Source organism: Nocardioides aromaticivorans (genome assembly GCF_013408525.1).
GTDB classification, from domain to species: Bacteria; Actinomycetota; Actinomycetes; order Propionibacteriales; family Nocardioidaceae; genus Nocardioides; species Nocardioides aromaticivorans.
The window spans coordinates 2,269,756-2,293,238 of record NZ_JACBZM010000001.1; the positions used below are offsets into that span (position 1 = coordinate 2,269,756).

At 69.3% G+C, this 23,483-nt stretch carries 23 protein-coding genes; 12 read left to right on the forward strand and 11 right to left on the reverse strand.

Going from position 1 to position 23,483, the window contains the following annotated elements:
• Positions 1–19 precede the first annotated feature (19 nt).
• The 6 genes from gcvT to BJ993_RS10695 are packed head-to-tail and all read left to right on the forward strand — an operon-like array spanning position 20 to position 5,911.
• Entirely contained in the window at positions 20–1,135 is a 1,116-nt protein-coding gene (gcvT, locus tag BJ993_RS10670) for a glycine cleavage system aminomethyltransferase GcvT (RefSeq protein WP_179648758.1), read from the forward strand.
• Positions 1,136–1,172: 37 nt separating this feature from the next.
• A complete protein-coding gene (gene gcvH / locus BJ993_RS10675) occupies positions 1,173–1,544 on the forward strand; it encodes a glycine cleavage system protein GcvH (protein ID WP_179648759.1) in 372 nt (123 codons plus the stop codon).
• Between the two features lies 1 nt (position 1,545).
• Positions 1,546–2,808 carry a serine hydroxymethyltransferase gene (glyA, locus tag BJ993_RS10680; protein ID WP_179648760.1) on the forward strand — a complete coding sequence of 421 codons (1,263 nt, stop codon included), beginning with the start codon at positions 1,546–1,548 and terminating at the stop codon, positions 2,806–2,808.
• The gene (gene lipA, locus BJ993_RS10685; RefSeq protein WP_179648761.1) at positions 2,805–3,758 is read left to right on the forward strand and encodes a lipoyl synthase; all 954 of its coding nucleotides are present in this window, start codon (positions 2,805–2,807) and stop codon (positions 3,756–3,758) included. The genes glyA and lipA overlap by 4 nt, the downstream gene beginning before the upstream one ends.
• Positions 3,749–5,119 (forward strand): L-serine ammonia-lyase, encoded by a 1,371-nt coding sequence (locus tag BJ993_RS10690; RefSeq protein WP_179648762.1) that lies wholly within the window; start codon positions 3,749–3,751, stop codon positions 5,117–5,119. Before lipA ends, BJ993_RS10690 begins: the two co-directional genes overlap by 10 nt.
• A gap of 48 nt (positions 5,120–5,167) precedes the next feature.
• The gene (locus BJ993_RS10695) at positions 5,168–5,911 is read left to right on the forward strand and encodes a type 1 glutamine amidotransferase (RefSeq protein WP_179648763.1); all 744 of its coding nucleotides are present in this window, start codon (positions 5,168–5,170) and stop codon (positions 5,909–5,911) included.
• Here BJ993_RS10695 and BJ993_RS10700 read toward each other — a convergent pair.
• Both BJ993_RS10700 and BJ993_RS10705 read right to left on the reverse strand, forming a co-directional pair.
• Positions 5,904–6,317, reverse strand: a complete 414-nt coding sequence (locus BJ993_RS10700; protein WP_179648764.1) for an ester cyclase — start codon at positions 6,315–6,317, stop codon at positions 5,904–5,906. The genes BJ993_RS10695 and BJ993_RS10700 overlap by 8 nt on opposite strands.
• A gap of 99 nt (positions 6,318–6,416) precedes the next feature.
• On the reverse strand, positions 6,417–7,106 hold the full coding sequence (locus tag BJ993_RS10705) for a winged helix-turn-helix transcriptional regulator (protein ID WP_179648765.1): 690 nt from the start codon (positions 7,104–7,106) through the stop codon (positions 6,417–6,419).
• A 42-nt stretch (positions 7,107–7,148) separates the two neighbouring features.
• Here BJ993_RS10705 and BJ993_RS10710 point away from each other — a divergent pair, with 42 nt between their 5' ends.
• A complete protein-coding gene (locus BJ993_RS10710) occupies positions 7,149–7,976 on the forward strand; it encodes an MBL fold metallo-hydrolase (protein WP_179648766.1) in 828 nt (275 codons plus the stop codon).
• 63 nt (positions 7,977–8,039) lie between these two features.
• On the opposite strand, the gene dmpG is transcribed toward BJ993_RS10710, so the two are convergent.
• The 6 genes from dmpG to BJ993_RS26330 form a co-directional block, all read right to left on the reverse strand.
• Positions 8,040–9,056, reverse strand: a complete 1,017-nt coding sequence (gene dmpG / locus BJ993_RS10715; RefSeq protein WP_179648767.1) for a 4-hydroxy-2-oxovalerate aldolase — start codon at positions 9,054–9,056, stop codon at positions 8,040–8,042.
• A gap of 9 nt (positions 9,057–9,065) precedes the next feature.
• Positions 9,066–10,019 (reverse strand): acetaldehyde dehydrogenase (acetylating), encoded by a 954-nt coding sequence (locus BJ993_RS10720; protein WP_179648768.1) that lies wholly within the window; start codon positions 10,017–10,019, stop codon positions 9,066–9,068.
• Entirely contained in the window at positions 10,016–10,846 is an 831-nt protein-coding gene (locus tag BJ993_RS10725; protein ID WP_179648769.1) for a 2-keto-4-pentenoate hydratase, read from the reverse strand. The genes BJ993_RS10720 and BJ993_RS10725 overlap by 4 nt, the downstream gene beginning before the upstream one ends.
• A gap of 176 nt (positions 10,847–11,022) precedes the next feature.
• Positions 11,023–11,247, reverse strand: a complete 225-nt coding sequence (locus BJ993_RS10730) for a hypothetical protein (protein ID WP_179648770.1) — start codon at positions 11,245–11,247, stop codon at positions 11,023–11,025.
• Between the two features lie 955 nt (positions 11,248–12,202).
• Positions 12,203–13,057, reverse strand: coding sequence for a hypothetical protein (locus BJ993_RS10735; RefSeq protein ID WP_179648771.1), 855 nt, complete (start codon positions 13,055–13,057; stop codon positions 12,203–12,205).
• Between the two features lie 9 nt (positions 13,058–13,066).
• Positions 13,067–14,488, reverse strand: a complete 1,422-nt coding sequence (locus BJ993_RS26330; RefSeq protein WP_179648772.1) for an AAA family ATPase — start codon at positions 14,486–14,488, stop codon at positions 13,067–13,069.
• A gap of 192 nt (positions 14,489–14,680) precedes the next feature.
• Between BJ993_RS26330 and BJ993_RS10745 the strand changes: the two genes are divergently transcribed.
• From BJ993_RS10745 to BJ993_RS10755, 3 genes are all read left to right on the forward strand, one after another.
• The gene (locus BJ993_RS10745) at positions 14,681–16,975 is read left to right on the forward strand and encodes a catalase (RefSeq protein WP_179648773.1); all 2,295 of its coding nucleotides are present in this window, start codon (positions 14,681–14,683) and stop codon (positions 16,973–16,975) included.
• Between the two features lie 71 nt (positions 16,976–17,046).
• Positions 17,047–18,015 carry an alkaline phosphatase family protein gene (locus tag BJ993_RS10750; protein ID WP_308645538.1) on the forward strand — a complete coding sequence of 323 codons (969 nt, stop codon included), beginning with the start codon at positions 17,047–17,049 and terminating at the stop codon, positions 18,013–18,015.
• Positions 18,016–18,046: 31 nt separating this feature from the next.
• Complete coding sequence (locus BJ993_RS10755; RefSeq protein ID WP_179648774.1) at positions 18,047–18,280, forward strand: hypothetical protein; 234 nt, start codon at positions 18,047–18,049, stop codon at positions 18,278–18,280.
• A gap of 153 nt (positions 18,281–18,433) precedes the next feature.
• On the opposite strand, the gene BJ993_RS10760 is transcribed toward BJ993_RS10755, so the two are convergent.
• On the reverse strand, positions 18,434–19,153 hold the full coding sequence (locus tag BJ993_RS10760) for a GAF and ANTAR domain-containing protein (RefSeq protein ID WP_179648775.1): 720 nt from the start codon (positions 19,151–19,153) through the stop codon (positions 18,434–18,436).
• Between the two features lie 286 nt (positions 19,154–19,439).
• Between BJ993_RS10760 and BJ993_RS10765 the strand changes: the two genes are divergently transcribed.
• The gene (locus BJ993_RS10765; RefSeq protein WP_179648776.1) at positions 19,440–20,297 is read left to right on the forward strand and encodes a hypothetical protein; all 858 of its coding nucleotides are present in this window, start codon (positions 19,440–19,442) and stop codon (positions 20,295–20,297) included.
• Positions 20,298–20,312: 15 nt separating this feature from the next.
• Here BJ993_RS10765 and BJ993_RS10770 read toward each other — a convergent pair whose 3' ends face one another.
• Complete coding sequence (locus BJ993_RS10770; protein ID WP_179648777.1) at positions 20,313–20,801, reverse strand: winged helix-turn-helix transcriptional regulator; 489 nt, start codon at positions 20,799–20,801, stop codon at positions 20,313–20,315.
• 18 nt (positions 20,802–20,819) lie between these two features.
• On the opposite strand from BJ993_RS10770, the gene BJ993_RS10775 reads away from it, so the two are divergent.
• The gene (locus tag BJ993_RS10775) at positions 20,820–22,121 is read left to right on the forward strand and encodes an MFS transporter (RefSeq protein WP_207008035.1); all 1,302 of its coding nucleotides are present in this window, start codon (positions 20,820–20,822) and stop codon (positions 22,119–22,121) included.
• A 171-nt stretch (positions 22,122–22,292) separates the two neighbouring features.
• On the opposite strand, the gene BJ993_RS10780 is transcribed toward BJ993_RS10775, so the two are convergent.
• Positions 22,293–23,351, reverse strand: coding sequence for a zinc-dependent dehydrogenase (locus BJ993_RS10780; RefSeq protein WP_036543749.1), 1,059 nt, complete (start codon positions 23,349–23,351; stop codon positions 22,293–22,295).
• Between the last annotated feature and the right edge of the window lie 132 nt (positions 23,352–23,483).

A 23,483-nucleotide genomic window follows, 5' to 3' on the forward strand; every position in this document is an offset into this window, starting at 1 on the left:
ACCACCTAGGAGCACTGCCGTGTCCTCTCGAACCACCCCGCTGCACGAGGTCCATGCCGGCCTGGGGGCGAGCTTCACCGACTTCGCCGGCTGGCAGATGCCGGTCCGCTACAGCTCGGAGCTCGCCGAGCACCGCGCCGTCCGCACGACCGCGGGACTCTTCGACCTCACCCACATGGGCGAGATCGAGCTGACCGGGCCGGGCGCCGGCGCCGCGCTCGACCACGCCCTCGTCGGCCGCCCGTCGGCGATCGGCGTCGGCCGGGCGCGCTACTCGATGATCTGCGCCGAGGACGGCGGCATCATCGACGACCTCGTCGTCTACCGCCTGGCCGACGAGCACTACCTCGTCGTCGCCAACGCCAGCAACGTCGCCGTCGTCGCGCCGGAGATCGCCGCCCGGGCCGAGGGGTACGACGTCACGGTCCGCGACACGTCCGCCGACTGGGCGCTGCTGGCGGTCCAGGGGCCCGCGTCCGCCGCGATCATCGCCGCGCTGACCGAGCTCGACGTGCCGTCGCTGAAGTACTACGCCATCGACGCCGGCACGGTCGCTGCCGCTGACGGCGCGGTCGAGGTCCTCCTCGCGCGCACCGGCTACACCGGCGAGGACGGCTTCGAGGTCTACTGCCGCCCGGCCGACGCCCCCGCCGTCTGGGCCGCTCTGGCGCAGGCGGGGGAGGCCCACGGCCTGGTCCCCGCCGGGCTCGCCTGCCGCGACACGCTGCGCCTGGAGGCGGGCATGCCGCTCTACGGCCACGAGCTGAGCCGCGACACCACGCCGTACGAGGCGAACCTGGGCCGCGTCGTCGTGCTCGACAAGCCCGGCGGCTTCGTCGGCCAGGACGCGTTGGCGAAGCGCAAGGAGGAGGGCCCGGCCCGGGTGCTCGTCGGCCTGGTCTCGACCGGCCGCCGCTCGCCGCGCGCGGGCTACCCGGTCGTCGACCCGGCGACCGGCGCCGAGGTCGGCGAGGTCACCAGCGGCGCCCCGTCGCCGACCCTGGAGAAGCCGATCGCCATGGCCTACGTCCCGCCGCACCTCGCCGTACCCGGCACCCGCGTCGCCGTCTCCCTGCGCGGCACGCTCGAGGACGCCGACGTCTTCGAGCTCCCGTTCTACTCCCGCGCCCGCTGACCGCCCCTTCCCGCACCGACACCACCAGGAGCACCCGATGAGCAACCCCACCCACCTCCAGTACACCGCCGAGCACGAGTGGGTCGCCCTCGACGGCGAGACCGCCCGCGTCGGCGTCACCGCCTACGCCGCCGACGCCCTCGGCGACATCGTCTACGTCGACCTGCCGGCCGTCGGCGACACCGTCACCGCGGGCCAGACCTGCGGCGAGCTCGAGTCCACCAAGTCCGTCAGCGACCTCTACTCGCCGGTGACCGGCGAGGTCGTCGAGGTCAACAAGGACGTCGACAGCGACCCGAGCCTGGTCAACAGCGACCCCTTCGGCGAGGGCTGGCTCTTCGTCGTCAAGGTCACCGCGACCACGGACCTGCTCGACGCCGCGGCCTACGACGCGCTGCTGGAGGCCTGACATGCTCGACCAGCGACTGGTCGACTACGACCCCGACGTCCACGCGGCCATCTCCGCCGAGCTGGCCCGCCAGCAGTCCACCCTCGAGCTGATCGCGTCGGAGAACTTCGCCCCCGTCGCCGTCATGGAGGCGCAGGGCTCGGTCCTGACCAACAAGTACGCCGAGGGCTACCCCGGACGCCGCTACTACGGCGGCTGCGAGCACGTCGACGTCATCGAGCAGCTCGCGATCGACCGGGTCAAGGAGCTCTTCGGTGCCGAGGCCGCCAACGTGCAGCCCCACTCGGGCGCGCAGGCCAACGCGGCCGCGATGTTCGCGCTGCTCGACCCGGGCGACACGATCCTCGGTCTCGACCTCGCGCACGGCGGCCACCTGACCCACGGCATGCGGATCAACTTCTCCGGCAAGCTCTACGACGTCGTGGCCTACCACGTGGACGACCAGGACTTCCGGGTCGACATGGCCGAGGTCGAGCGGCTCGCGCTGGAGCACCGGCCGAAGCTGATCGTGGCCGGCTGGTCGGCGTACCCGCGCCAGCTGGACTTCGCGGAGTTCCGCCGCATCGCCGACCTCGTCGGTGCCTACCTCATGGTCGACATGGCGCACTTCGCCGGCCTGGTGGCCACCGGGCTGCACCCGAGCCCGGTGCCCTACGCCGACATCGTCACCACGACCACGCACAAGACCCTCGGCGGTCCGCGTGGCGGCGTGATCCTGAGCAAGGCCGAGCTGGCGAAGAAGATCAACAGTGCGGTGTTCCCCGGCCAGCAGGGCGGTCCGCTCGAGCACGTCGTCGCGGCGAAGGCGGTGGCCTTCAAGATGGCGGCCTCGCCCGAGTTCAAGGAGCGGCAGGAGCGCACCCTCGAGGGCGCCCGGATCATCGCCGAGCGGCTCACCCAGCCGGACGTCGCCGAGGCCGGGGTGTCCGTGCTCACCGGCGGCACCGAGGTGCACCTGGTGCTCGTCGACCTGCGTGACTCCGCGCTCGACGGGCAGCAGGCCGAGGACCGGCTGCACTCCATCGGGCTGACGGTCAACCGCAACGCGGTGCCCTTCGACCCGCGCCCGCCGATGGTGACCTCCGGCCTGCGGATCGGTACGCCGGCCCTGGCCACCCGCGGGTTCGGCGCGGAGGCCTTCGCGGAGGTCGCCGACGTCATCGCCGAGGCGCTCAAGCCGTCGTACGACGAGGGAGTGGCCGCGAAGCTGCGCGACCGCGTCGCGGCCCTCGCCGCCGCGCACCCGCTCTACGCGGGCCGGTGACGGCCGTCGTGCCGGAGGGGCGCAGGCTCCTCCGGCTGGAGGTCCGCAACGCGGAGACGCCGATCGAGCGGAAGCCGTCGTGGATCCGCACGAAGGCGACGATGGGTCCGGAGTACCGGTCGCTGCAGAAGCTGGTGAAGTCCGAGGGGCTGCACACGGTCTGCCAGGAGGCCGGGTGCCCGAACATCTTCGAGTGCTGGGAGGACCGCGAGGCGACCTTCCTCATCGGTGGCGACCAGTGCACGCGCCGCTGTGACTTCTGCCAGATCGACACCGGCAAGCCCCAGCCGCTGGACCGCGACGAGCCGCGCCGGGTGGCGGAGTCGGTGCAGCAGATGGAGCTCAAGTACGCCACCATCACCGGCGTCGCCCGCGACGACCTCCCGGACGGTGGGGCGTGGCTGTACGCCGAGACGGTGCGTGCGATCCACGAGCTCACTGCTGACAACGAGGGGGGCGCCACGGGGGTGGAGAACCTGATCCCCGACTTCAACGGCCGTCCCGAGCTGCTGGCCGAGGTGTTCGAGTCGCGCCCGGAGGTGCTGGCCCACAACGTGGAGACCGTGCCGCGGATCTTCAAGCGGATCCGCCCCGCGTTCCGGTACGACCGTTCGCTCGACGTGCTGACCCAGGCCCGGGCGTTCGGGCTGGTCACCAAGTCGAACCTGATCCTCGGCATGGGCGAGACCCGCGACGAGGTCTCCCAGGCCCTGCGCGACCTGCACGAGGCGGGTTGCGAGCTGGTGACGATCACCCAGTACCTGCGTCCCTCGCCGCGCCACCACCCCGTGGAGCGGTGGGTCAAGCCCGAGGAGTTCGTCGAGCTCGCCGCCGAGGCCGAGGAGATCGGGTTCGCGGGAGTCCTCTCGGGACCGCTGGTCCGTTCGTCGTACCGGGCCGGACGGCTCCACCGGCAGGCGATCGAGCGCCGGGGTGCGACGTGCCGCTAAGCACCTTCGACCTCTACTCCATCGGCATCGGCCCCTCGTCGTCGCACACCGTCGGGCCGATGCGGGCCGCGAAGACCTTCGCCGACGGGCTGGCCGCCGACGGCCTGCTCGACGCCACCCTGCGCGTGAAGGCCGAGCTGTTCGGTTCCCTCGGCGCCACCGGGCACGGTCACGGCTCCGAGGGGGCCGTCGTGCTCGGGCTCGAGGGGGAGCAGCCGGCGACCGTGGACGTCGTCGCCGCGCGAGGCCGGCTCGACGTCGTACGACGCGACCAGACGATCGAGCTCGCCGGCAGGCGGACCGTCCGCTTCGACGCCGCCGACGACCTCGTCCTGCACCGCCGCCGGTCGCTCCCGGCCCACCCCAACGGGATGACCTTCACGGCGTACGGCATCGAGGGCGCCATCCGCGAGCGCACCTACTACTCGGTCGGCGGCGGCTTCGTCGTCGACGAGGACGCGGTCGGCGCGGATCGCGTGGTGGTCGACCGGACGGAGATCCGGTACCCGTTCACGACGGGCGCCGAGCTGCTCGCGATCTGTGAGGACACGGGCCTCCGGGTCAGCGACGTGATGCTCGCCAACGAGCTGTCGTGGCGCACCGAGGCCGAGGTCCGGACCGGGCTGCTGGAGATCTGGGCGGTCATGCAGGAGTGCGTCCGCGCGGGCTGCAGCGCCGAGGGCGTGCTCCCGGGCGGGCTCAAGGTGCCGCGGCGCGCCCCCGGCCTGTACGCCGACCTCGGCGCCCGGGCCGAGGGCGGCGACCCGCTCGACGTCATCGACTGGGTCAACCTGTTCGCGCTCGCGGTCAACGAGGAGAACGCCTCCGGCGGCCGCGTCGTCACCGCACCCACCAACGGCGCTGCGGGGATCATCCCGGCGGTGCTGCACTACTACACGCGCTTCGTCCCCGGCGCGGACGACGACGGCGTGGTGCGCTTCCTGCTCACCGCCGCCGCGGTCGGGATCCTGTTCAAGGAGAACGCCTCGATCTCCGGGGCCGAGGTCGGCTGCCAGGGCGAGGTCGGCTCGGCCTGCGCGATGGCCGCGGGAGCGCTCTGCGAGGTCCTCGGCGGTACGCCGACCCAGGTCGAGAACGCCGCCGAGGTGGGCATCGAGCACAACCTCGGCCTCACCTGCGACCCGGTCGGCGGACTGGTCCAGATCCCCTGCATCGAGCGCAACGCCATCGCGTCGGTGAAGGCCATCAACGCCGCACGCCTGGCGATCAACGGGACCGGTCACCACAAGGTGTCGCTCGACAAGGCCATCAAGACCATGCGCGACACCGGTCGCGACATGCACGTGAAGTACAAGGAGACCTCCCGCGGAGGTCTCGCCGTCAACGTCATCGAGTGTTGAGAGACCTCGGTCGCCGCGCATTCGTCGCATCACTGAGAGAAGAGGCGCATGAACGATGTGAAACCTGGTCCGCGAGTTCTCGTCATCCAGCCTGATCGGGCCGATCCATTGGATCGGTTCGAAGCGTGGCTGCAGGGCTTAGGAGTGCAGCTCACCATTGTGCAGCCGTTCAGCGGACACGAGGTGCCGAGCACGTTGGACGCTGACGGCCTGATCGTCCTGGGCGGCAAGATGGGTGCGTACGAGGACGCGGCATATCCATGGCTCGAGGACATCCGAGCGCTTCAGCGCGACGCTGTGGCGCAGGGTGCTCCCACCTTGGGGATCTGCCTCGGCGGACAGCTCCTGTCCCAGGCCTTCGGTGGCAAGGTCGTGCTCGGGAATGAGGGCGTCGAGGCCGGAGTGGTCACGGTGCGGACCTCCGGAGCTGTCCTCGATGATCCGCTCCTGCACGGCTTTGGCCCCGAGTTCCCCGTGGCGTCGATGCACGGCGACATGATCGCCGCGCTACCGGACGACGCGGTTCTGCTCGGATCGTCCGAGGACTACCCTCACCAGGCCTTCCGGATCGCTGACTGCGCCTGGGGGCTCCAGTTCCATCCCGAGATCGCACCCACGACCTACGCCGTCTGGGCCGGCATCTTCAGCAGCCCCGATCCGGAGGAGATGCGCAAGGTGGCCGAGGGTGTCGAGGAACTGTTTGAGGCAGACCCGTCGGTACGCCGAACGTCCGCAGTGATCGCAACTCGCTTCGCTCAACTGGTCGGGGCGAGCGCCGGGCGGATCAGCTAGCGGTCAGCTGCTGGATGTGGTCGAGGCGGTCGTAGTGGGCGCGCTTTTCGATGATGAGCCCGTCGGCGAAGGTGAACATGTTGAGCATGGACATACGTAGGTGCCGTCCCGTGGGCTGCACTCCGTAGTACTCGCCAACGTGCTCGCCTTCGACGATCACCAGAGCGGCAACCTTGTCGCCCTCGGCAACCAGCGTCTCGACCGTCATGGTCATGTGGGCAAAGGCATCGAGATGGCCCTGCTCCGCCGCCATGAAACCCTGCGCGCCGGGCCGCGGCGTGTCCAGCTGACCGTAGAAGACGAAATCTCCGTGGCACATGGCACTGGCAGTGTCGAAGTCCGCACTGACGAGCGCAGCATAGAAGGCGCGCACGCATTGCTTGTTGTGCTCGGTCGCTGAACTCATCCGGGGATCCTCGTCCTCTCTCCAGGGCGTTCCCAGCCAACCGCGACGGCAGCGCGCACGGCCAGTCCGGATGTCGTACCGGCGGCGCCCCGGGTACACCTAGTCGGTCGGATCCTCGGCGGGGCGGAACCAGTGCCGAAACCCTTGGACCAGTTGCCCGGGTCCCGTGAAGCGGATCTCGCCGGCGGCGATTGTCTGCTCGCAGACGCGGCGGCCGTGCCAGAGATCGTCCAGCACGACCGGACTGGTCTGGACCAGGAGATCGACATCGGCCTCGGGGCCGTCGACCGAGGAGCGCACGTGTCTACGCTCGGCATGGAGCCAGCCTCGGGAATGCACGTGCTGGGGGAACTGGAACTCGATGCAGACCTTGGGCTGGGGGAGCGAGGTGACCTGAAGGCTCCGCTGCAGGCCGACCAGGAGCGCCGGCACTCCGACGGGTGTCTCCGGCGACAGCTGCCAGGTGCTGGCCCAGGACCCCATCGCCGCCAGAACATCGCGCAGCGCCATTCCCGAGGGAGTGAGAACGTACTCGTGCCAGTTGGTGCCCTGGACGGGCTGTTTGAGCGCTACGCCCATTCGCTCGAGATTGCGCAGTCGTGCGGCGAGCATCGATCGCGACAGCGTGGGTAGGCCACGGTGAATCTCGTTGAAACGACGCGCACCGCCGAGCATCTCGTGCACGACCATCAGCGTCCACCTGTCGCCGAGCAGCCGGGTGCCGGCCGAGATCGCGCAGAACTCGGTCGCCGGCACGCCCAGCGGATGGTGATCGGTCGTGATGCTCATTGGCTACGCCCCCGTGTGGCTCGAGCGTGCATGGGAGTTCCAGTGGACAGCAGGACTCGCAACGCCGTCAACGGCAATCGGGGTTCGAGCAGCCTGAGGTTCCACGGTGCGGAATCCGAGGCCGATGGCCGCCCGAGTGGTACGGGATCGGGACTCGTGGCGGGCGCGGGACCGTGCGACGCTCGCTGCATGTCCGCGCTGACTAAGGTGGCCGACGGAGTGCATGTCGGCGCCCTCTTCCCTCGCAATGTCTTCAACACCGTGGTCCTCGACGGACCGGACGGCGACGTCGTCATCGACGCAGGTCCGCCCTGGTCGCGACGCCGCTTCGCGCGCTACCTCAAGGGGCGGGACGTGGCGGAGCACGTGGTGACCCACGCCCACGGTGACCACGTCGGCTCGACCGCCTGGTTGTGCAACCACACCGGCGCGCCCCTCGCGATGAGCGCGGTCGAGGCGGACGACTTCGAGAGTGGCAGCATCGCCTACCACGCCGGCGCAGGTGGCAAGTACTGGATCGCGCCGCTGGGCCGCAAACGACGGAAGGTCGATCGCCGACTCCGTGAGGGCGACGAGGTGGCCGGGTTCAAGGTGCTGGCACAGCCTGGTCACAGCCCCGGTCTGCTGGCGTTCTGGAGGGAGGCCGACGGCACGCTGGTGGTCGGCGACGGTCCCATCAACCTGTCGACCGATCCTGACAGACCCCGGTGGCTGCACATGCCGACGAGGCTGCACCACAACCCCGAGGCGGCCGTCGCTTCCCGTTGGAAGCTCACCGAGCTCGAGCCCCAGCTGATCGTCTCCACCCATGGCTATCCCGTGCGCAATCTCGACGCTTGGATCGAGGGCGTGCGCACCGTGCCGCACTGAGGGGCGTCGCCAACGACAACGGGCTCCGGCACACGCCGGAGCCCGTCATCGTACGCGCTTGCGTCAGTTCGTCCTGGACGCCACGACGTCGAGGGCGATGTCGATGATCATGTCCTCCTGGCCGCCCACCAGCCCGCGGCGGCCACACTCCATCAACAGGTCCCTCACGTCGACGTCGTAGCGCTTCGACGCGTTCTCGGCGTGGCGCAGGAAGCTCGAGTACACGCCGGCGTAGCCCAGGGTGAGAGTCTCGCGGTCGACCCGCACCGGGCGGTCCTGCAGGGGCCGGACGACGTCGTCGGCGGCGTCCTGCAGCCGGAAGAGATCGCACCCGTGCTCGAAGCCGAGGAGATTCGCGACGGCGACGAAGGGCTCGATCGGACAGTTGCCCGCCCCGGCGCCCTGACCGGCCAGCGAGGCGTCGACCCGGTACACACCGTGCTCGACCGCGACCACCGAGTTGGCCACGGACAACGACAGGTTCTCGTGCGCATGGATGCCGATCTCCGTGCCGGGGTCGAGGACGTCGCGGTATGCCGTCACCCGTGCAGCCACATCCTTCATCGTCAGCCGGCCGCCTGAATCGGTGACGTAGACGCAGTGGGCGCCGTACGACTCCATGAGCTTCGCCTGCTGCGCCAGCTCCTCGGGCCCAGCCATGTGGGACAACATGAGGAAGCCCGATACATCCATGCCGAGCTCCCGCGCAGCGGCGATGTGCTGCGCAGAGATGTCGGCCTCCGTGCAGTGGGTTGCGATCCGCACGGACCGCACGCCCAGGTCATAGGCACGCTTGAGCTCGTGGATGGTTCCGACCCCGGGGAGAAGAAGTGTGGTCAGCCGCGCGTTGCGGATGGCGCTCGCCGCAGCCTCAAGCCATTCCCAGTCAGTGTGAGACCCGGGTCCATAGTTGACGGAGCCCCCGGCGAGGCCATCTCCGTGCGCCACCTCGATCCCGTCGACACCGGCGTCATCGAGGGCGGTCACGATGCGAGCGACGTCCTCGGGGGCCATCCGGTGCCGGACGGCGTGCATGCCGTCACGCAGGGTGACGTCCTGGACGAAAATTCGAGTGGACATGGGGTGTTCTCAGCTTTCGTTCGAGGCAGCAGCGATGCGCTCGGCCATTTGCAGCGCTGCCGAGGTCATGATGTCGAGGTTGCCGGCGTAGGCAGGGAGGTAGTGCGCTGCCCCCTCCACCTCGAGGAGGACCGAGACCTGGTGTGTGGGCCGTTCGTGTCCCTCCTCGATCAACGTCTCGACGGGCTGGTCATCCGGGATCGCGTTGATCTGGACGGGTTGCTTGAGGCGATAGCCAGGCACGTACGCCGCGACGTCCTGCACCATCTTCTCGACCGACCGGCAGATCTCCTGCTCCTGGCTCTCGTGATGGAGGGAGACGAGCGCGAAGACGGTGTCGCGCATCATCAGCGGCGGTTCGGCCGGGTTGAGGATGATGATCGCCTTGCCCCGCTCCGCGCCCCCAACCTCGGTGATCGCACCCGAGGTCGTCTCCGTGAACTCGTCGATGTTGGCTCGCGTCCCGGGGCCGGCCGACTTGGACGCGATCGAGGCGACGATCTCCGCGTAGGCAACCGGAGCCACCCTGGACACCGCGGCGACGATCGGGATCGTGGCCTGACCGCCACAGGTCACCATGTTCACGTTGGGCGCGCCCAGGTGCTCGTCGATGTTCACGGCGGGAATCACATAGGGACCGATCGCCGCCGGGGTGAGGTCGATGAGTCGCTTTCCCAAGGGCTGGAGGAGCGCCGCATTCTTCTCGTGCGCCCCGGCAGACGTCGCGTCGAAGACGATCTCGATGTCACAGAATTCGGGGAGTGCCACCAGTCCGGCGACACCTTCGTGCGTCGTCGCCACGCCGAGGTCGCGCGCGCGGGCGAGGCCGTCAGAGGCAGGGTCGATGCCGACCATGGCTCCCATCTCGAGGTGCTCGCTGGTCTTCATCACCTTGAGCATCAGGTCGGTGCCGATGTTGCCCGACCCGATGATCGCGACCTTGGTGCGTTGTGTGCGAGTCATACCTGCTCCTTGTCGTTGGGCTCATCGAGAGTGAAGGTGACGGATCCGAGGCCCGAGATCTCGGCGCGAACGGTCTGGCCAGGAGCCACCGGTCGCATCGGGCCGAGCGCGCCCGAGAGCACGACCTGCCCCGCCCGAAGCGGCTCGCCGAGCTCGCGGGCCTTCTGGGCGAGCCATACGACTGCATTGATCGGATCGCCGACGCACGCTGCACCAGTTCCGCTCGAGACCTCGACGCCGTCGATCGACATCGTCATCTGGGCGACGCGGGGTTCGAACTGGTCGAGCCGGGCGCGCACCGGACCCAGGACGTACGCTCCGGCGGACGCGTTGTCCGCGACCGTGTCGCCGAACCGGATGTCCCACCCGCTGATCCGGCTGCCGCAGATCTCAAGCGCAGGGATGGCATGGCCTATCGCCGCACGGACCTGGGCCTCGTCCAGACGTCCTTCGGCCAGATCGCTCGCCAGGGTGAAGGCGATCTCGGCTTCAACACGTGGCTGGAGGACTGCGCCGACAGGTACGACGTCTCCTCCGAGGTAGGCCATGTCGGAGAAGAGGAACCCGAAGTCGGGCTGGTCCACGCCCAGCTGTCGCTGCACCGCCTCCGATGTCAGTCCGATCTTGCGGCCCGTCACCGCTGTGCCGGCGGCCACGCGCGCCTGGGTGACCAGTTCCTGGACGGCGTAGGCGGCATGGACGTCGTCGGCTCCGATCAGGTCGCGAACTGGCGCGCAGGGCTCTCCGGCCGCGGCAGCGGTGAGAAGCCGCGCAGCCGCGGCGCGCACTGCCTGCGCCGCGGCGACGCTGGTGGTTGCATCGGTCATGCTGGCATGGTCTCTGGCAGGTTCGTCGGGTCGCCATCGCGAGGTTCCACCCTCCGGCACTCGGTCCGGCGATGCGACGGGCATCACGCCGGACTCCCTTCATCGGGGTGACGAGGCGCGGCGCCAGCCCTCCGGGGTCTCGCCGTGCGTCCGGCGGAAGGCCCTGATGAAGGTGTTCACGTCGGAGAACCCGATCGCAACTCGGTCGCCATGTCCGCGATCTCCGCGACCGTGTCGAGCTCCTCCGCGGGCTCGTTCCCGGCGGCCAGCAGACCTGCGAGGAAGTGGCGCAGCACGGTCAGGCGAGGACCTGCGACGAGCGTTCTTGCAGTCGAATCGCGGACGATCGAGTCCCTGACGCCCAGTCGTGCGCGAGGAACCTGGAGAACGATCTCACTCATCGGTCCGGTGAAGAGCAGCTAGTAGGCGCGATCGGCGTCGTACGCGGGACTTGACCCGATCGGACCCATCGATCTCTGGCGGGGCTGAGGGATGGGCATAGGATCGGATGACCGGCCTCGAGGGCTGGTCTCAACTCAACACTGGCTGGTGCACCCCTGGGGTGCACCACCCCGAGGTAACGGGAGCAAACCGGAGACAACGGGAGGCCGAGACCACGCTCAGGACGGTCGTTCCAGCGTGATCGAGCGTGGTATTCCGCCGGTTCAACTCCCCCCTCGCGCACGTGTGACGAAGCCCCGGGTCCTCGGACCCGGGGCTTCGTACTTTCGGGCTCGAAGGTCGAGGGCAGTGCCCGATGTGCGGTTGTCGCAGCGCTGTACTGCTCGGGTTGGTTGCGGGTGCGTCTCAGCGACCAAAGTCGGCGCCGTGCCGTGGGAACGAGTATGCGGCAACCTTCGGCGGCGAGTGGATGACTAGGACCGGCCGTGACCCCTAAGGGGCACGGCTTGCCGATCGAGTGGTCTCGGCTGCCCGCGGGCGCATATTGCGGAGCGTCGCCGGCCGCGCAGGCGACATCGTCCCTCAACCCATCGCCTGCCGACGAGACCAGTGTCTTCATAGAGGCCTGGCCGACACCGCCGCCTCGGCACGACAGGATCGACATGATCCCGAGCTCAACGGTCCGGCCGCTGCTCACGCCGGTTGTGATCGTCTCGGGGTTTCGAGCGCCGATGAGTTCGTACTCGCCTGGTCCGTCCTCGTCCTCTTGAGGTCGGTGCAGTGCGCGCGGATTGCCAGCCAGGAAGGCGCGAGGGCGCCGACCACCGGACGCGCCGTCCTCGCGTCCGCAGCCCGCTCTATCGGCGAAGGAGGCGGAACTATTGCGAGCCGATAGCGAAGACCCCCGAGACCCTCGACTGCGAGATCGCCAATCACGGTAGCGCTGAGTTGTCCTCAGCAGACTCGTCGTCTGAGTTCTTGGAACAATGGATAGTCATCGAGATCGGAAGCTTGCAGGCTAGTTCTCATCATGCTTTCGAGGTTTGCTGACCTTGCATGGTCGCCACTCAGGTTCTGATGCCACGCAATCAGGGGCGCGATATCGTGGCCGCGAATGATAAGGCGAGGATCCGCTGGTACTAAGGAGTGAAAATACTCGGCGCGCCCGACAACCTCGTCGAGGCTACTTGATTCACCTCGCGCGGCGAGTGATCGTCTAATGAGTTCGGGAACCTCTATCCGTGCGTCCCCGCCCTTCTTCGAGATTGCGCGCACGAATCGATCGACAACGGGTACCCCTACCTCGTGCAGGGCCCTTCGCGCGACCGCGAGGTCTACGAGCAGTGGTGTCAGGTCACTAATGAGAGTGGATGCCGAGAAATCTCGCCCGAGCCCGACGCTCAACATTTGTTGGAGCGGGCGTTGTTGAAAGGCGTAGGCGTCCATGCTGCCGAAATCTGTCCGAAGGAGGACCTCGCTGGCCCCTTCGTCCTGATTAGCGCCAAACCCATCCCGGTCTGAATCGACCACGCAGGTGATCGACGGCTCTTCGAGGCCGCCAACTTCTTGAGCCAGGGCAATCACGTAATCGCGCTTGCCGGGATTGGAGCCCGGCGAGGTCAAGGACTGAGGGTCGATCCGGTCATCGACCGCGTACACCCGGGCGCGCCCGCCTCCACGCTCGTGGAGATACCACGAGACAAGTCGCCGGTCGACGCGACCTTCGACGATTACGTCGCGCACATCCGGTTGAACTTCATAGAGGACGCGGAGTTCACTCGGGGTGCGCCGCTCAGGCGCAGAATACACGGGATATACCTACTTCAGGCCGACCAATGCCTCAGGATTCCCTGAAGAGATTTCGATCGAGTGAGTGGCGACAATCAACTGCATCGGAGTGCCTTCGGTCAACGACAGCAACGCGTCGATCAACTTCCTCTGCCACTTCACCCCCAGGCTCAGTTCCGGTTCGTCAATGATGAAAAGTCTGCTGTTGCGACGGGCGAGAACCGCGGTGCAGAAGAGCATGACCAGTTGACGTTCACCGGAACTGAGGCTGGTCGGATCCAGCGGCTCGCCGGACGGAGTGAAAATCATCAGGCCCGAGGCCGGATTGAACCCCACAGTCTTTTCTTCAAGGAAGTCGTTAAGTAGTGATACGAGTTTCCGTACGACCGCCTCAAGTTCTTCAAGAGCCGAGAAGCGTGTCTGAAGCGAGGCTAAGTACGGCGATAGAATCTGTTGCGCCAGTAGCAACTTCTCTCCGCCTTGGCTTCTCAACTGGCTCAATAGCAGCAAATATTCTTCGCTCGGAAAGCTGGGAACTAGATCGAACTCTTCGAATCTAGCGGACGCATTTCCAGCCTCTGCTACTGCCATCATGAGATCGTCAGGTGAAGACAGGTTGCTGGCTCCAGGAGACGCGTTGGATGCCAACTGCACGAGTACGTCGCGATAAATGCTGTTTGCGCCTGCCGATCCCGTGTTCTGGCCTCCAAGCGTCAACTGCCGCGACCAGTCGGTAAGGCGACGAAGCGTCATCCGTAGTTCGGCCGCCGCTAGGTCGCTGGAGCGTGTGTGTAGGAGGTGTCGGCCTCCCCGCATGAAGCGCTCTTCCTCCTGACGAGCGAATCTTTCCCGTTGTCTTGCGATCTCTTCGTCGTCGCTGTATAGCGTGCGATCGTCGGCAAGGAAGAGAGGCATAAAACCCATCTCCTCCAAGAAGGCGAGGTATATGGCGTCGCCATCCGGCTCGTCGACGACCTCCATTCCTGGAAGCATGTCTACGACGCGCCATCCTGCTTTGTCCCGCTTGTGCCCGACTTGGATCGAGCGTCGTCGCTCATCTTGGTTGGGCACGATTGCGCCATCGCTAACGACGTACTGAGCGACGGCCATCGGCTCGCCGCGCCGCTTGACAACAATCTCAAAGTCGCCCAGTAGGTCGTCCTTCTTGCGGCAAGTCAGGACCGAGCCGTCGGCGAAGGTGATGATGAGACGTTTGAATGGGACGCGGGCAATCTGAGTTCGGTGGCCTTTGTCGTCAGCCGAACTGAGAACATTCCAAATGAGCTTTAGGACCGTAGTCTTACCGGTGCCGTTGCTGCCGTGGACCAGTACGAGGCGACTATCGTTAGCCTGTGGGACGTCGAGCTGGTAACTGTAACGCCCAAAAAGACCTTCGACTGAGATCGAGGTGATGAGTGCACGATCGGGAGTACCGAGTTCTTCGAGCTTCACGCCGTAAGGATGCCAGAGAAGTCCGAAATCTCTCTTGCGGGTTTAGCAGAAGGCGCTCGCGCTGCTCGGCGCGGTCGTGGACGCCCAGTGGGAGCGGTACGCCGCCGCGAGGTGAGCTGATCCGCTGCGCCCCGGATCAACCCGCGTCCCCCGGGTACGGCCCGGCCTTCACGGTCGGACGAGGGAGCCCCCATGGTGGACAGCGGCAAGGCAGTGCGTGTGATCAGGAAGGCGGTCCGCAGCGCCGTCACGGAGGCGGCGGAGGCCGCGCTGGCGAGGGTCGCGGACCGGGAGGCGTCCCGGGCACCGGGGGCCCCGGCGCCGAAGCCGCCGAAGGTGGCCGAGCCGACGAAGCCGGTCGAGCCGCTGCCGCCCAAGCCGGACCAGAGCGGGCCGGACCGTCGTACGGCGACGGGGGCGGAGACCCTCGCGACGCGCGACGACGTCGCCCAGCAGGGGCGCTTCCTCACCACCTCCACCGGCGCCCGGCTGCGCGACACCGACCACTCCCTCAAGGCAGGTGACCGCGGACCGACGCTGCTGCAGGACCACCACCTGCGGGAGAAGATCACCCACTTCGACCACGAGCGGATCCCGGAGCGCGTCGTGCACGCACGCGGCGCGGGCGCCCACGGCGTCTTCGTCGGCTACGGCAACGCCAAGCCGATCTGCCGGGCGGGCTTCCTCGCGCGGGGGAAGGAGACGCCGGTCTTCGTGCGCTTCTCGACCGTGCTCGGCTCGCGCGGGTCCGCGGACACCGTGCGCGACACCCGCGGCTTCGCGACGAAGTTCTACACCGACGAGGGCACCTTCGACCTGGTCGGCAACAACATCCCGGTCTTCTTCATCCAGGACGGCATCAAGTTCCCCGACGTCATCCACGCCGGGAAGCCGCACCCCGATCGCGAGATCCCGCAGGCGCAGAGCGCCCACGACACCTTCTGGGACTTCGTGTCGCTCCACACCGAGGCCCAGCACCACACGATCTGGAACATGTCCGACCGCGGGATCCCGCGCTCCTACCGGACGATGGAGGGCTTCGGGGTCCACACCTTCCGCACGGTCAACGCGCAGGGCGAGACGGCGCTCGTGAAGTTCCACTGGAAGCCCCGCCTCGGCGTGCACTCCCTGACCTGGGAGGAGGCGCAGCTGACCGGAGGCATCGACCCCGACTTCCACCGGCGCGACCTCGCCGACGCCATCGAGTCGGGCGCCTACCCGCAGTGGGAGCTCGGCCTCCAGGTCTTCGAGGACACCGACGACGAGACCTTCCAGGGCATCGACCTGCTCGACCCGACGAAGCTGGTCCCGGAGGAGCTCGCGCCGGTGCAGCCGGTCGGCCTGCTGACCCTGACCGGCAACCCGACCAACTTCTTCGCCGAGACCGAGCAGGTCGCCTTCCACGTCGGCAACCTGGTGCCGGGGATCGACGTCACCAACGACCCGCTGCTGCAGACCCGCCTGTTCTCGTACGTCGACACGCAGCTCACCCGCTTGGGCGGACCCAACTTCAACCAGATCCCGGTCAACCGACCGCACGCGCCGGTCAACGACATGCTCCGCGACGGTTTCCACCAGCACGCGGTGCACGCGGGCGTGGCGCCGTACCGGCCCAACTCGCTCGACGGCGGCTGTCCCTTCCACGCCTCCGGCGCGCGGGACGGGGCGTTCGTCGACGTACCGGTGCGTGTCGCCGAGTCGGTCAAGGAGCGCGACGTCCCGGTCTCGTTCGCCGACCACTTCAGCCAGGCCCGCCTGTTCTGGCTGAGCATGACGCCGGTCGAGAAGCAGCACATCATCCTCGCCTACACCTTCGAGCTCTCGCGCTGCTACGAGCAGGCCATCCGCGAGCGGCAGCTGCTGGCGCTCGCGCAGGTCGACCCCGAGCTGTGCGCCGAGGTGGCCGCCGGACTGGGCCTGCCGGCTCCGGAGGCGCCCGGCCCGCTGGCGGAGCCCCAGCCGAGCCCGGCCCTCTCGCAGTTGGGCCGGGAGTGGCCCACGGACGGCCGGGTGCTCGGCGTCGTCGTCGGCGACGAGGGTGACCTCGACGGGGTCGACGCACTGGTCGAGACCATCGCCGACCACGGCATGGTCGCGCTCGTCATCGGACCGCACGGCGGCAAGCTGTCCGACGGCACCGTCGTCCAGCGCACCTTCGGCGGCGCTCGCTCCGTCGAGTTCGACGCCCTGTTCGTGGCCGGCTGCCCCGCTCCCGCGCCCGACGCGATCCCGGTGCGCGACGCCAAGGCCGACGACCCCGGCGAGCCGCTCGACCCGAGGGTCCGGCTGATGCTCGAGGAGTGCTACCGCCACGCCAAGACGATCGGCGTCTGGGGTGCCGGCGCCGAGGCGCTCGCCGCGGCCGGCCTCCCCGTCGACGCGCCCGGGATCGTCCGGGGCAGCTCGCCGACCGGGGTCCTCGCCGAGGTCGAGGGACTGCTCGGCAGCCACCGGGCGTGGGAGCGGTTCGTGTCGCCGACGCCGTGAGACCGCTCCGCGACGGATCGCGCGCCCCGGGGGCGGGACCGGAGTAGGTTCGGGAGCCCGACACTCGACCGGTGAGGGCGACGACCATGGTGAGGTTCCCCCGACACCCAGCGCCTGCGCTGGTGCTCGTCGGCGCGCTCCTCCTCGCGGGCTGCAGCCCGGCCGGACCCGGCCCCGACGCCGGGTCCGCGCCGGCCTCGTCGGCCGGGGCCTCGTCGCCCGGGGCCTCGTCGCCCGGGCTCGAGCCGCTGTCGAAGGTGCTCGTCGTGATCGAGGAGAACCACACCCTCGACCAGATGCGGGCCGGCATGCCGTACGCCGCCTCGTTGGCCGACGAGTACGGCTACGCGACCCACTGGTCCGCGCTGACCCACCCCAGCGAGCCGAACTATCTCGCCATCGTCGGGGGATCGACGTACGGCGTCGTCGACGACCGGGCGCCCGATGCCAATGCGGCCAAGGTGGGCCACGCGCAGTCGATCTTCGGCCAGGCCCTCGCGGCCGACAGGACGGCCCGCACCTATGCGGAGTCGATGCCCGGGACGTGCCACGTCTGGGACCACCCCGACAAGGCCGTCGCGACCCCGACGTACGCCGTCCGGCACAACCCGTGGGTCTACTTCGCCGACGAGCGCGACCAGTGCGCCGAGCACGACGTCGACCTGAGCACCTTCGCCGACGACGCCGCCCACGACAGGCTCCCGAACGTGGGGCTGCTCATCCCGGACCTGACCCACGACGCGCACGACGGCTCGCTCGCCGCCGCGGACCGCTGGCTCCGGCAGCAGCTCGGACCGGTGCTGGACAGCGCTGACTTCAGGACGGGGCGGCTCGCCGTCGTCATCACCGCCGACGAGGACGACCGCAGCCGGGACAACCGCGTCCTCACCGCCGTGCTCCACGTGGGCCTGTCCCACGAGGTCGTCGACACCCCGCTCAACCACTACTCGCTGACCCGCTTCATGGCCGAGGTCCTCGGAGTCCGACCGCTGGGGGAGGCCGACGGCGCGCCGGACCTGCGCGCCGCCTTCGGCATCTGACGGCCCGCACGCCGTCATCGACGCCGTCGGGATGGAGGCGCACGGTTCGCCGGGCGCGGCCTTCCTGCAGAAGTTCACCGGGATGGTGCCGGACGCGCTCGCCGAGCCGCTGATCAAGAAGGCAGGCGTCGACCGGCTCGCCGCGCTGTCCACCGCCATCGACGCGTTCGCGACGCACCACCTCCCGCTCGCGGAGGCGCCGGAGGCCTACCGCCACTTCCAGAAGAAGGAGGAGGGCGTGGTGAAGGTGGTCTTCCAGCCGTGACGCGCGGGCGGTGCTCCGGGCCGAGCCACCTGATGACGGACGGCCCCCACCGGCCGTTTGCTGGACCGGAAGGGGCCTCGCCACCGTCAGTCCGCATGCGGCTCTCGGTGTGACTGCTCGCGCCGTACCCGCTTCGCGAGGGCGTACCCGGCGTCAGACGAGGTCAGGCGCACCCGGGTCGGTGTCGGCGACGACGCGCCGCGCGATCTCGGCGAGTCGCACGTTGAGGTGGTTCGAGGCGGTCCGCAGCCTCTCGAACGCCTCGTCGTCGGTGATGCCCTCCGTCACCATCAGGACGCCGATGGCCTTGCCGATCTCCCGGTTGTTGATCAGGCCTGCGAGGAGGTTCTCGGCTCCGGACTTCTCGCGAGCGGCGGTGATGGCGACCGAGGCGAACGAGGCGAGGATCGCGCCGACCTCCGCGCCCTCCATGCTCAGGGCGTCCGGGGCATCGGAGAAGAGGTTGAGCGCGCCCACCTTCTGCGGCCCTGCCGTGATGCGGTAGCCGACCATCCCGCGGACGGGGGTGAGGGCCAGGACCCGTTCGGCGAGGCGCGGCCAGGTGGGGTCCTTGGTGATGTCCGAGTCGCAGTCGAAGCGGTCGGTCAGGATCGCGTCGACGCACGGACCCTCGCGGACCTCCCACTCCGTGCGGTCGATCAGCGCCGCGACCTCGTCCGTGGTCGCCTCGAGCCGCGGGGACCGACCGGCGCTGATCGTGGTGATGCACGCATGGTCGCAACCGGGGACGACCTGGAGCGCGATCCTGCAGATCTCCTCGTAGATGCCGGAGTACGACTCGCCCTGGTACACGAGCTCGGCGAGCTGCCGGAGGGCGGCCGCGGCCTGGTCCAGGGAAACCGAGCTGGTCATCGGAACCGAACCTCCACCTCGCTGCGGTGCACCCTTCTGCACCCGCCGTGACGACCCGCTTCTCGAGTCGCGTGAATCATCGCATGCGATCCGGCAGCCTCGGGGTGGCCCTCGCTCCGGATCAGTGACATAGTCGGGACCGGCTCAAACAGTGCGGGCCACCCCAGGTCGATGAACCGACGCTGCGTTCCCAGGTGGAGCGCACCGGGATCCTCGGTCGCGACCTCCTCTCGGGGTTGGATTCCACATGGCACTGAACTTCGTCGTCCCAGGTCGTCTGATACCTGTGTCGGAGCAGAACGACCTGGAGCAGGTACGACGCTCCGCCCGTCAGGTGGGCGACGGCGCTCGCCTCGACGCTCCCGACCTCAGCGACCTCGCGGAGGCGGTCACCGGGATGGCGACCCGCCTGCTGGCCTCCGGCGCTGGTGGCTACGTGAGTGTGCGCGACCTCGGGACGGTCGGCGGCCCCGGGGTGGAGGCGGTGTCCTTCGCCCGCCGGGACGGAGTGGTCGGTGGTGATTCGCCGTCCTGGGGCCGCTTCCCGGCGTCGCCGGACGACGCGACTGCGTACGTCACGGGCCTGGTGGCGACCGGGGTCGGCGGGGGCGCGCACGGCTGGAGGGCGTGGCGCGGGCCCGCCGGCGTCGGCATCCTGGTCTGCGCCGTCGGCGGCTCGGCGGCACAGGCGCCGCAGCTCCTCGAGCGTGCACTGAGCGTTCCCGTCGTCGCCGGGCCGAACACGATCCTTCGAGTGCTGCACGGCGTGCTGTCGGGGACCCCGGGGGCGGCAGCCGCCGCGGTCGAGCTCGACCTGGTCGGGGGGACGGCGCGCGCGGCCTCGATCGGGGACATCGGCGTCAGCGTGGTCGCCGATGGCGTCCGGACGGCACCGCCGACCCGTGCCGGAGTCGTCGGTGTGGGCAGCAGGTCTCCGGGCCGCCGCGCCGACGAGGTCGCCGTCCGGTGGAGCCGCGAGCTCTCCGTGGTGGTCCACACCGCCGGCATCGACCCGGCCGGGCCGGCCCGGGCGCCGGAAGGCTCGCCCGAGCACCCCGCGTTCCTCTGCGCTCGACTGATGCAGGACCACCGGACCGCCGGCGGCGATGCGTGCGTGGTGGCGGCACGCGTCGGACGCGCCTGAGCCTGCGGGTGAGGCTCAGGCGCCCGCGGCCCGCAGCTGGTGCTCGGACCCCAGCCACGGCTTGACCCAGGTCATGTCCTCGGGCCGCAGCTGCTCGCCGCACGCCGAGCACCGCTCGCCGTCGGTGGTCTCCTCGCCGCACGCCTGGTGCACCAGCGCCATGTGGGCGCCGCCCTCGGGCTCGACCGTGTGCCTCTCGCCCCAGATGGCGAGGTGGTGCAGCAGCGGGAGCAGGTCGGCGGCGGCCTCGGTGGCGACGTACCGCTGGCGCACCCGGCCGTCGCGCTCGTAGTCGACGGTGGCGAGGAGCCCGGCCTCGCGCATGGTGCGCAGCCGCCGGGAGAGGACCGCCTCGGAGATGCCGAGGTTGCGGTGCAGCTGGTCGAAGCGCCCGTTGCCGTGCAGCACGTCGCGCACGATCAGCAGCACCCACGGGTCGCCGAGGACGTCGAGGGAGCGGCGGATCGGGCAGTACTCCGTCGACCAGTCCGAGCGCAGCGGCATGCGTGCTAGCGTACCGGGGTGACTTCGTTGAAGAAAGCCAGCCGCCTGCACCCCGCCTGGGTGGTCGCGGCGGTGGCCTTCCTCGCCCTCGTCGGCGCCGCCGGCTTCCGGGCCGCGCCCGGCGCGCTGATGGTGCCGCTGCACGACGAGTTCGGCTGGTCCACGAGCGTCATGTCGCTGGCGGTCAGCATCAACCTGGTCCTCTTCGGCCTGACCGCCCCCTTCGCCGCGGCGCTCATGGACCGCTTCGGTGTACGACGGGTGGTGGCCTGCGCCCTGACGCTGGTCGCGCTCGGGGCGGGCAGCAGCGTGTTCATGACCGCGTCGTGGCAGCTGCTCGTGTGCTGGGGCGTGCTGATCGGCCTGGGCACCGGGTCGATGGCGCTGGTCTTCGCCGCGACGATCGCCAACCGCTGGTTCGAGCAGCGGCGCGGCCTGGTCATGGGCGTGCTCACCGCGGGCTCCGCCACCGGCCAGCTCGTGTTCCTGCCCATCGTGGCGGGCCTGGCCGACCACGCCGGCTGGCGCCCGGCCTCGCTCGTGGTCGCGGCGGCCGCGCTGGTCGTCGTACCGGTGGTGTGGGTGGTGGTCCGCGACTTCCCGGAGGACCGCGGGGTGCGGCCGTTCGGGGCCGGCGACGACTGGGCGCCGCCGCCGCGCCAGCACGGCGGAGCGACGCGGCGGGCGCTCGAGGGCCTGGCCTTCGCCTCGCGGCAGCGGGCGTTCTGGGCGCTCGCCGGCGCCTTCGCGATCTGCGGCGCGACGACCAACGGCCTGATCGGCATCCACTTCATCCCGTCGGCGCACGACCACGGCATGTCGAGCACGACGGCCGCCGGGCTGCTCGCCGTCGTGGGCGTCTTCGACATCGTCGGCACCATCGCCTCGGGGTGGCTGACCGACAAGTTCGACCCGCGGGTCCTGCTCGTCGCCTACTACGCCTTCCGCGGGCTCGGCCTGCTCCTGCTGCCGCAGCTGCTCGCCGACAGCGTGCACCCGAGCATGGTGCTGTTCATCGTGATCTACGGCCTGGACTGGGTCGCGACCGTCCCGCCGACGGCGGCCCTGTGCCGGGAGGCCTTCGGCGAGCGGGGCACGATCGTCTTCGGCTGGGTCTTCGCCTCGCACCAGGTCGGAGCGGCCGTCGCCGCCCTCGGGGCCGGGGTCATCCGCGACCAGCTCGGCGCCTACACCTGGGCGTGGTGGGGAGGCGCGGCGCTGTGCGCGGTCGCGGCCGTGCTGTCCGTGGTCGTCGGCGGTGCGGACGACGACGAGGCCGCACCTGCGGAGCCGTCGAGGGTGCCGGGCGCCGTGGCCTGAGGGCGTCGTCCCGCCCGGGGGGCGCCGCCCGCCCTCCTGGTGCGGGTGGGTCGGGTTCGCCCCGGGCTCCTTGTGCAGGTCTCGAGGCTCGCGCTCCGGTCCCTCCTTCGTCGGGACCGGAGGGCTCGCACCTCGACCTCCCGGTCGCTGGTAGCCGCGACTTCGTCGCGGCTACGGCTCGACCGTGACCTTGATCGCCTCGCCGCGCTGGACGATGCCGAACGCGTCCATCACCTCGGTGAGCGGGATGTGCCGGGTGATCAGGTCCTTCACGGGCACCTGGCCGGTGGAGATGTACTCCAGCGCGCGCTTGTTGTGCTCGGGGGCGGAGCCGTTGGCGCCGTGGATGTGCAGCTGGCGGTAGTGCACGACGTTGGAGTCGCAGGTGATCGTCGGGTCGGTCTTCGGGAGGCCGCCGAAGAAGGAGATCCGGCCGTTGCGCGCGGCCATCGCGATGGCCTGCTCCTGGGTGACGTTGGCGGCGGTGGCGGTGATGATGACGTCCGCGCCGCGTCCTCCGGTGAGCTCCATGACCCGCGCGACGACGTCGACCTCGCTGCCGTCGATGATCTCGTCGGGGTCGACCGCGTCGGCCGACATCTTCAGCCGCTCGGCGTTGACGTCGACGAGGTAGACCGGACCCGCCTTGTGCACGCCGCGGGCGATCCGGATGTGCATGCAGCCGATCGGGCCGGCGCCGAAGACGACGACGGTGTCGCCCTCCTCGATGCCCAGCAGCTCCTGGGCGTTGATCGCGCACGCGAACGGCTCGGCCGCCGAGGCCTCGTCGTACCCGACGTTGTCCGGGATGCGGTTGAGCCCGTCGACCTTCAGCACCTGGCGTGGCACGACCATGAACTCGGCGAACCCGCCGTCGTACTGGTAGCCGACCGAGGTCTGGTTCTGGCACACGGCCATCCAGCCCTTGCGGCACTCGTGGCACTCGCCGCACGGCACGGCGGCGATGACCTGGACCCGGTCGCCGACCTGCCAGTCGCTGCCGTAGGTCGCGTTGACGTCGGCCCCCACCTCGACGACCTCGCCGGCGACCTCGTGGCCGGTGATCCGCGGCGGCGTCAGGTTCTGGTGGCCGTTGTGGAGGATCTTGACGTCCGTGCCGCAGGTCGAGCAGTTGCGGACCCGGATCTTGACCTCATCGGCCCCGCAGTCAGGCTCCGGGACCTCCTCGAGACGGACGTCCTCGGGGGCGTAGTAGCGCAGGGCGAGCATGGTCGTTCCTTCCGGTTTCGGGGCTTCCGATGGACACCGTATCCCCAAAGTGGGCAAGAAACCACATCAAATGATGCCCGAATCTGCCCGAATGTGTTGCGCTGTGCCCGATTGTGAGGTTGACTGCTGCTG

Bases quoted from the DNA above. Each gene is read 5' to 3' on its own strand.
- gcvH (WP_179648759.1), top strand. From the start codon at position 1,173: ATGAGCAACCCCACCCACCTCCAGTACACCGCCGAGCACGAGTGGGTC.
- glyA (WP_179648760.1), top strand. From the start codon at position 1,546: ATGCTCGACCAGCGACTGGTCGACTACGACCCCGACGTCCACGCGGCC.
- BJ993_RS10695 (WP_179648763.1), top strand. From the start codon at position 5,168: ATGAACGATGTGAAACCTGGTCCGCGAGTTCTCGTCATCCAGCCTGAT.
- BJ993_RS10700 (WP_179648764.1), bottom strand. From the start codon at position 6,317: ATGAGTTCAGCGACCGAGCACAACAAGCAATGCGTGCGCGCCTTCTAT.
- BJ993_RS10705 (WP_179648765.1), bottom strand. From the start codon at position 7,106: ATGAGCATCACGACCGATCACCATCCGCTGGGCGTGCCGGCGACCGAG.
- dmpG (WP_179648767.1), bottom strand. From the start codon at position 9,056: ATGTCCACTCGAATTTTCGTCCAGGACGTCACCCTGCGTGACGGCATG.
- BJ993_RS10720 (WP_179648768.1), bottom strand. From the start codon at position 10,019: ATGACTCGCACACAACGCACCAAGGTCGCGATCATCGGGTCGGGCAAC.
- BJ993_RS10725 (WP_179648769.1), bottom strand. From the start codon at position 10,846: ATGACCGATGCAACCACCAGCGTCGCCGCGGCGCAGGCAGTGCGCGCC.
- BJ993_RS10730 (WP_179648770.1), bottom strand. From the start codon at position 11,247: ATGAGTGAGATCGTTCTCCAGGTTCCTCGCGCACGACTGGGCGTCAGG.
- BJ993_RS10745 (WP_179648773.1), top strand. From the start codon at position 14,681: ATGGTGGACAGCGGCAAGGCAGTGCGTGTGATCAGGAAGGCGGTCCGC.
- BJ993_RS10755 (WP_179648774.1), top strand. From the start codon at position 18,047: ATGGAGGCGCACGGTTCGCCGGGCGCGGCCTTCCTGCAGAAGTTCACC.
- BJ993_RS10760 (WP_179648775.1), bottom strand. From the start codon at position 19,153: ATGACCAGCTCGGTTTCCCTGGACCAGGCCGCGGCCGCCCTCCGGCAG.
- BJ993_RS10770 (WP_179648777.1), bottom strand. From the start codon at position 20,801: ATGCCGCTGCGCTCGGACTGGTCGACGGAGTACTGCCCGATCCGCCGC.
- BJ993_RS10780 (WP_036543749.1), bottom strand. From the start codon at position 23,351: ATGCTCGCCCTGCGCTACTACGCCCCCGAGGACGTCCGTCTCGAGGAG.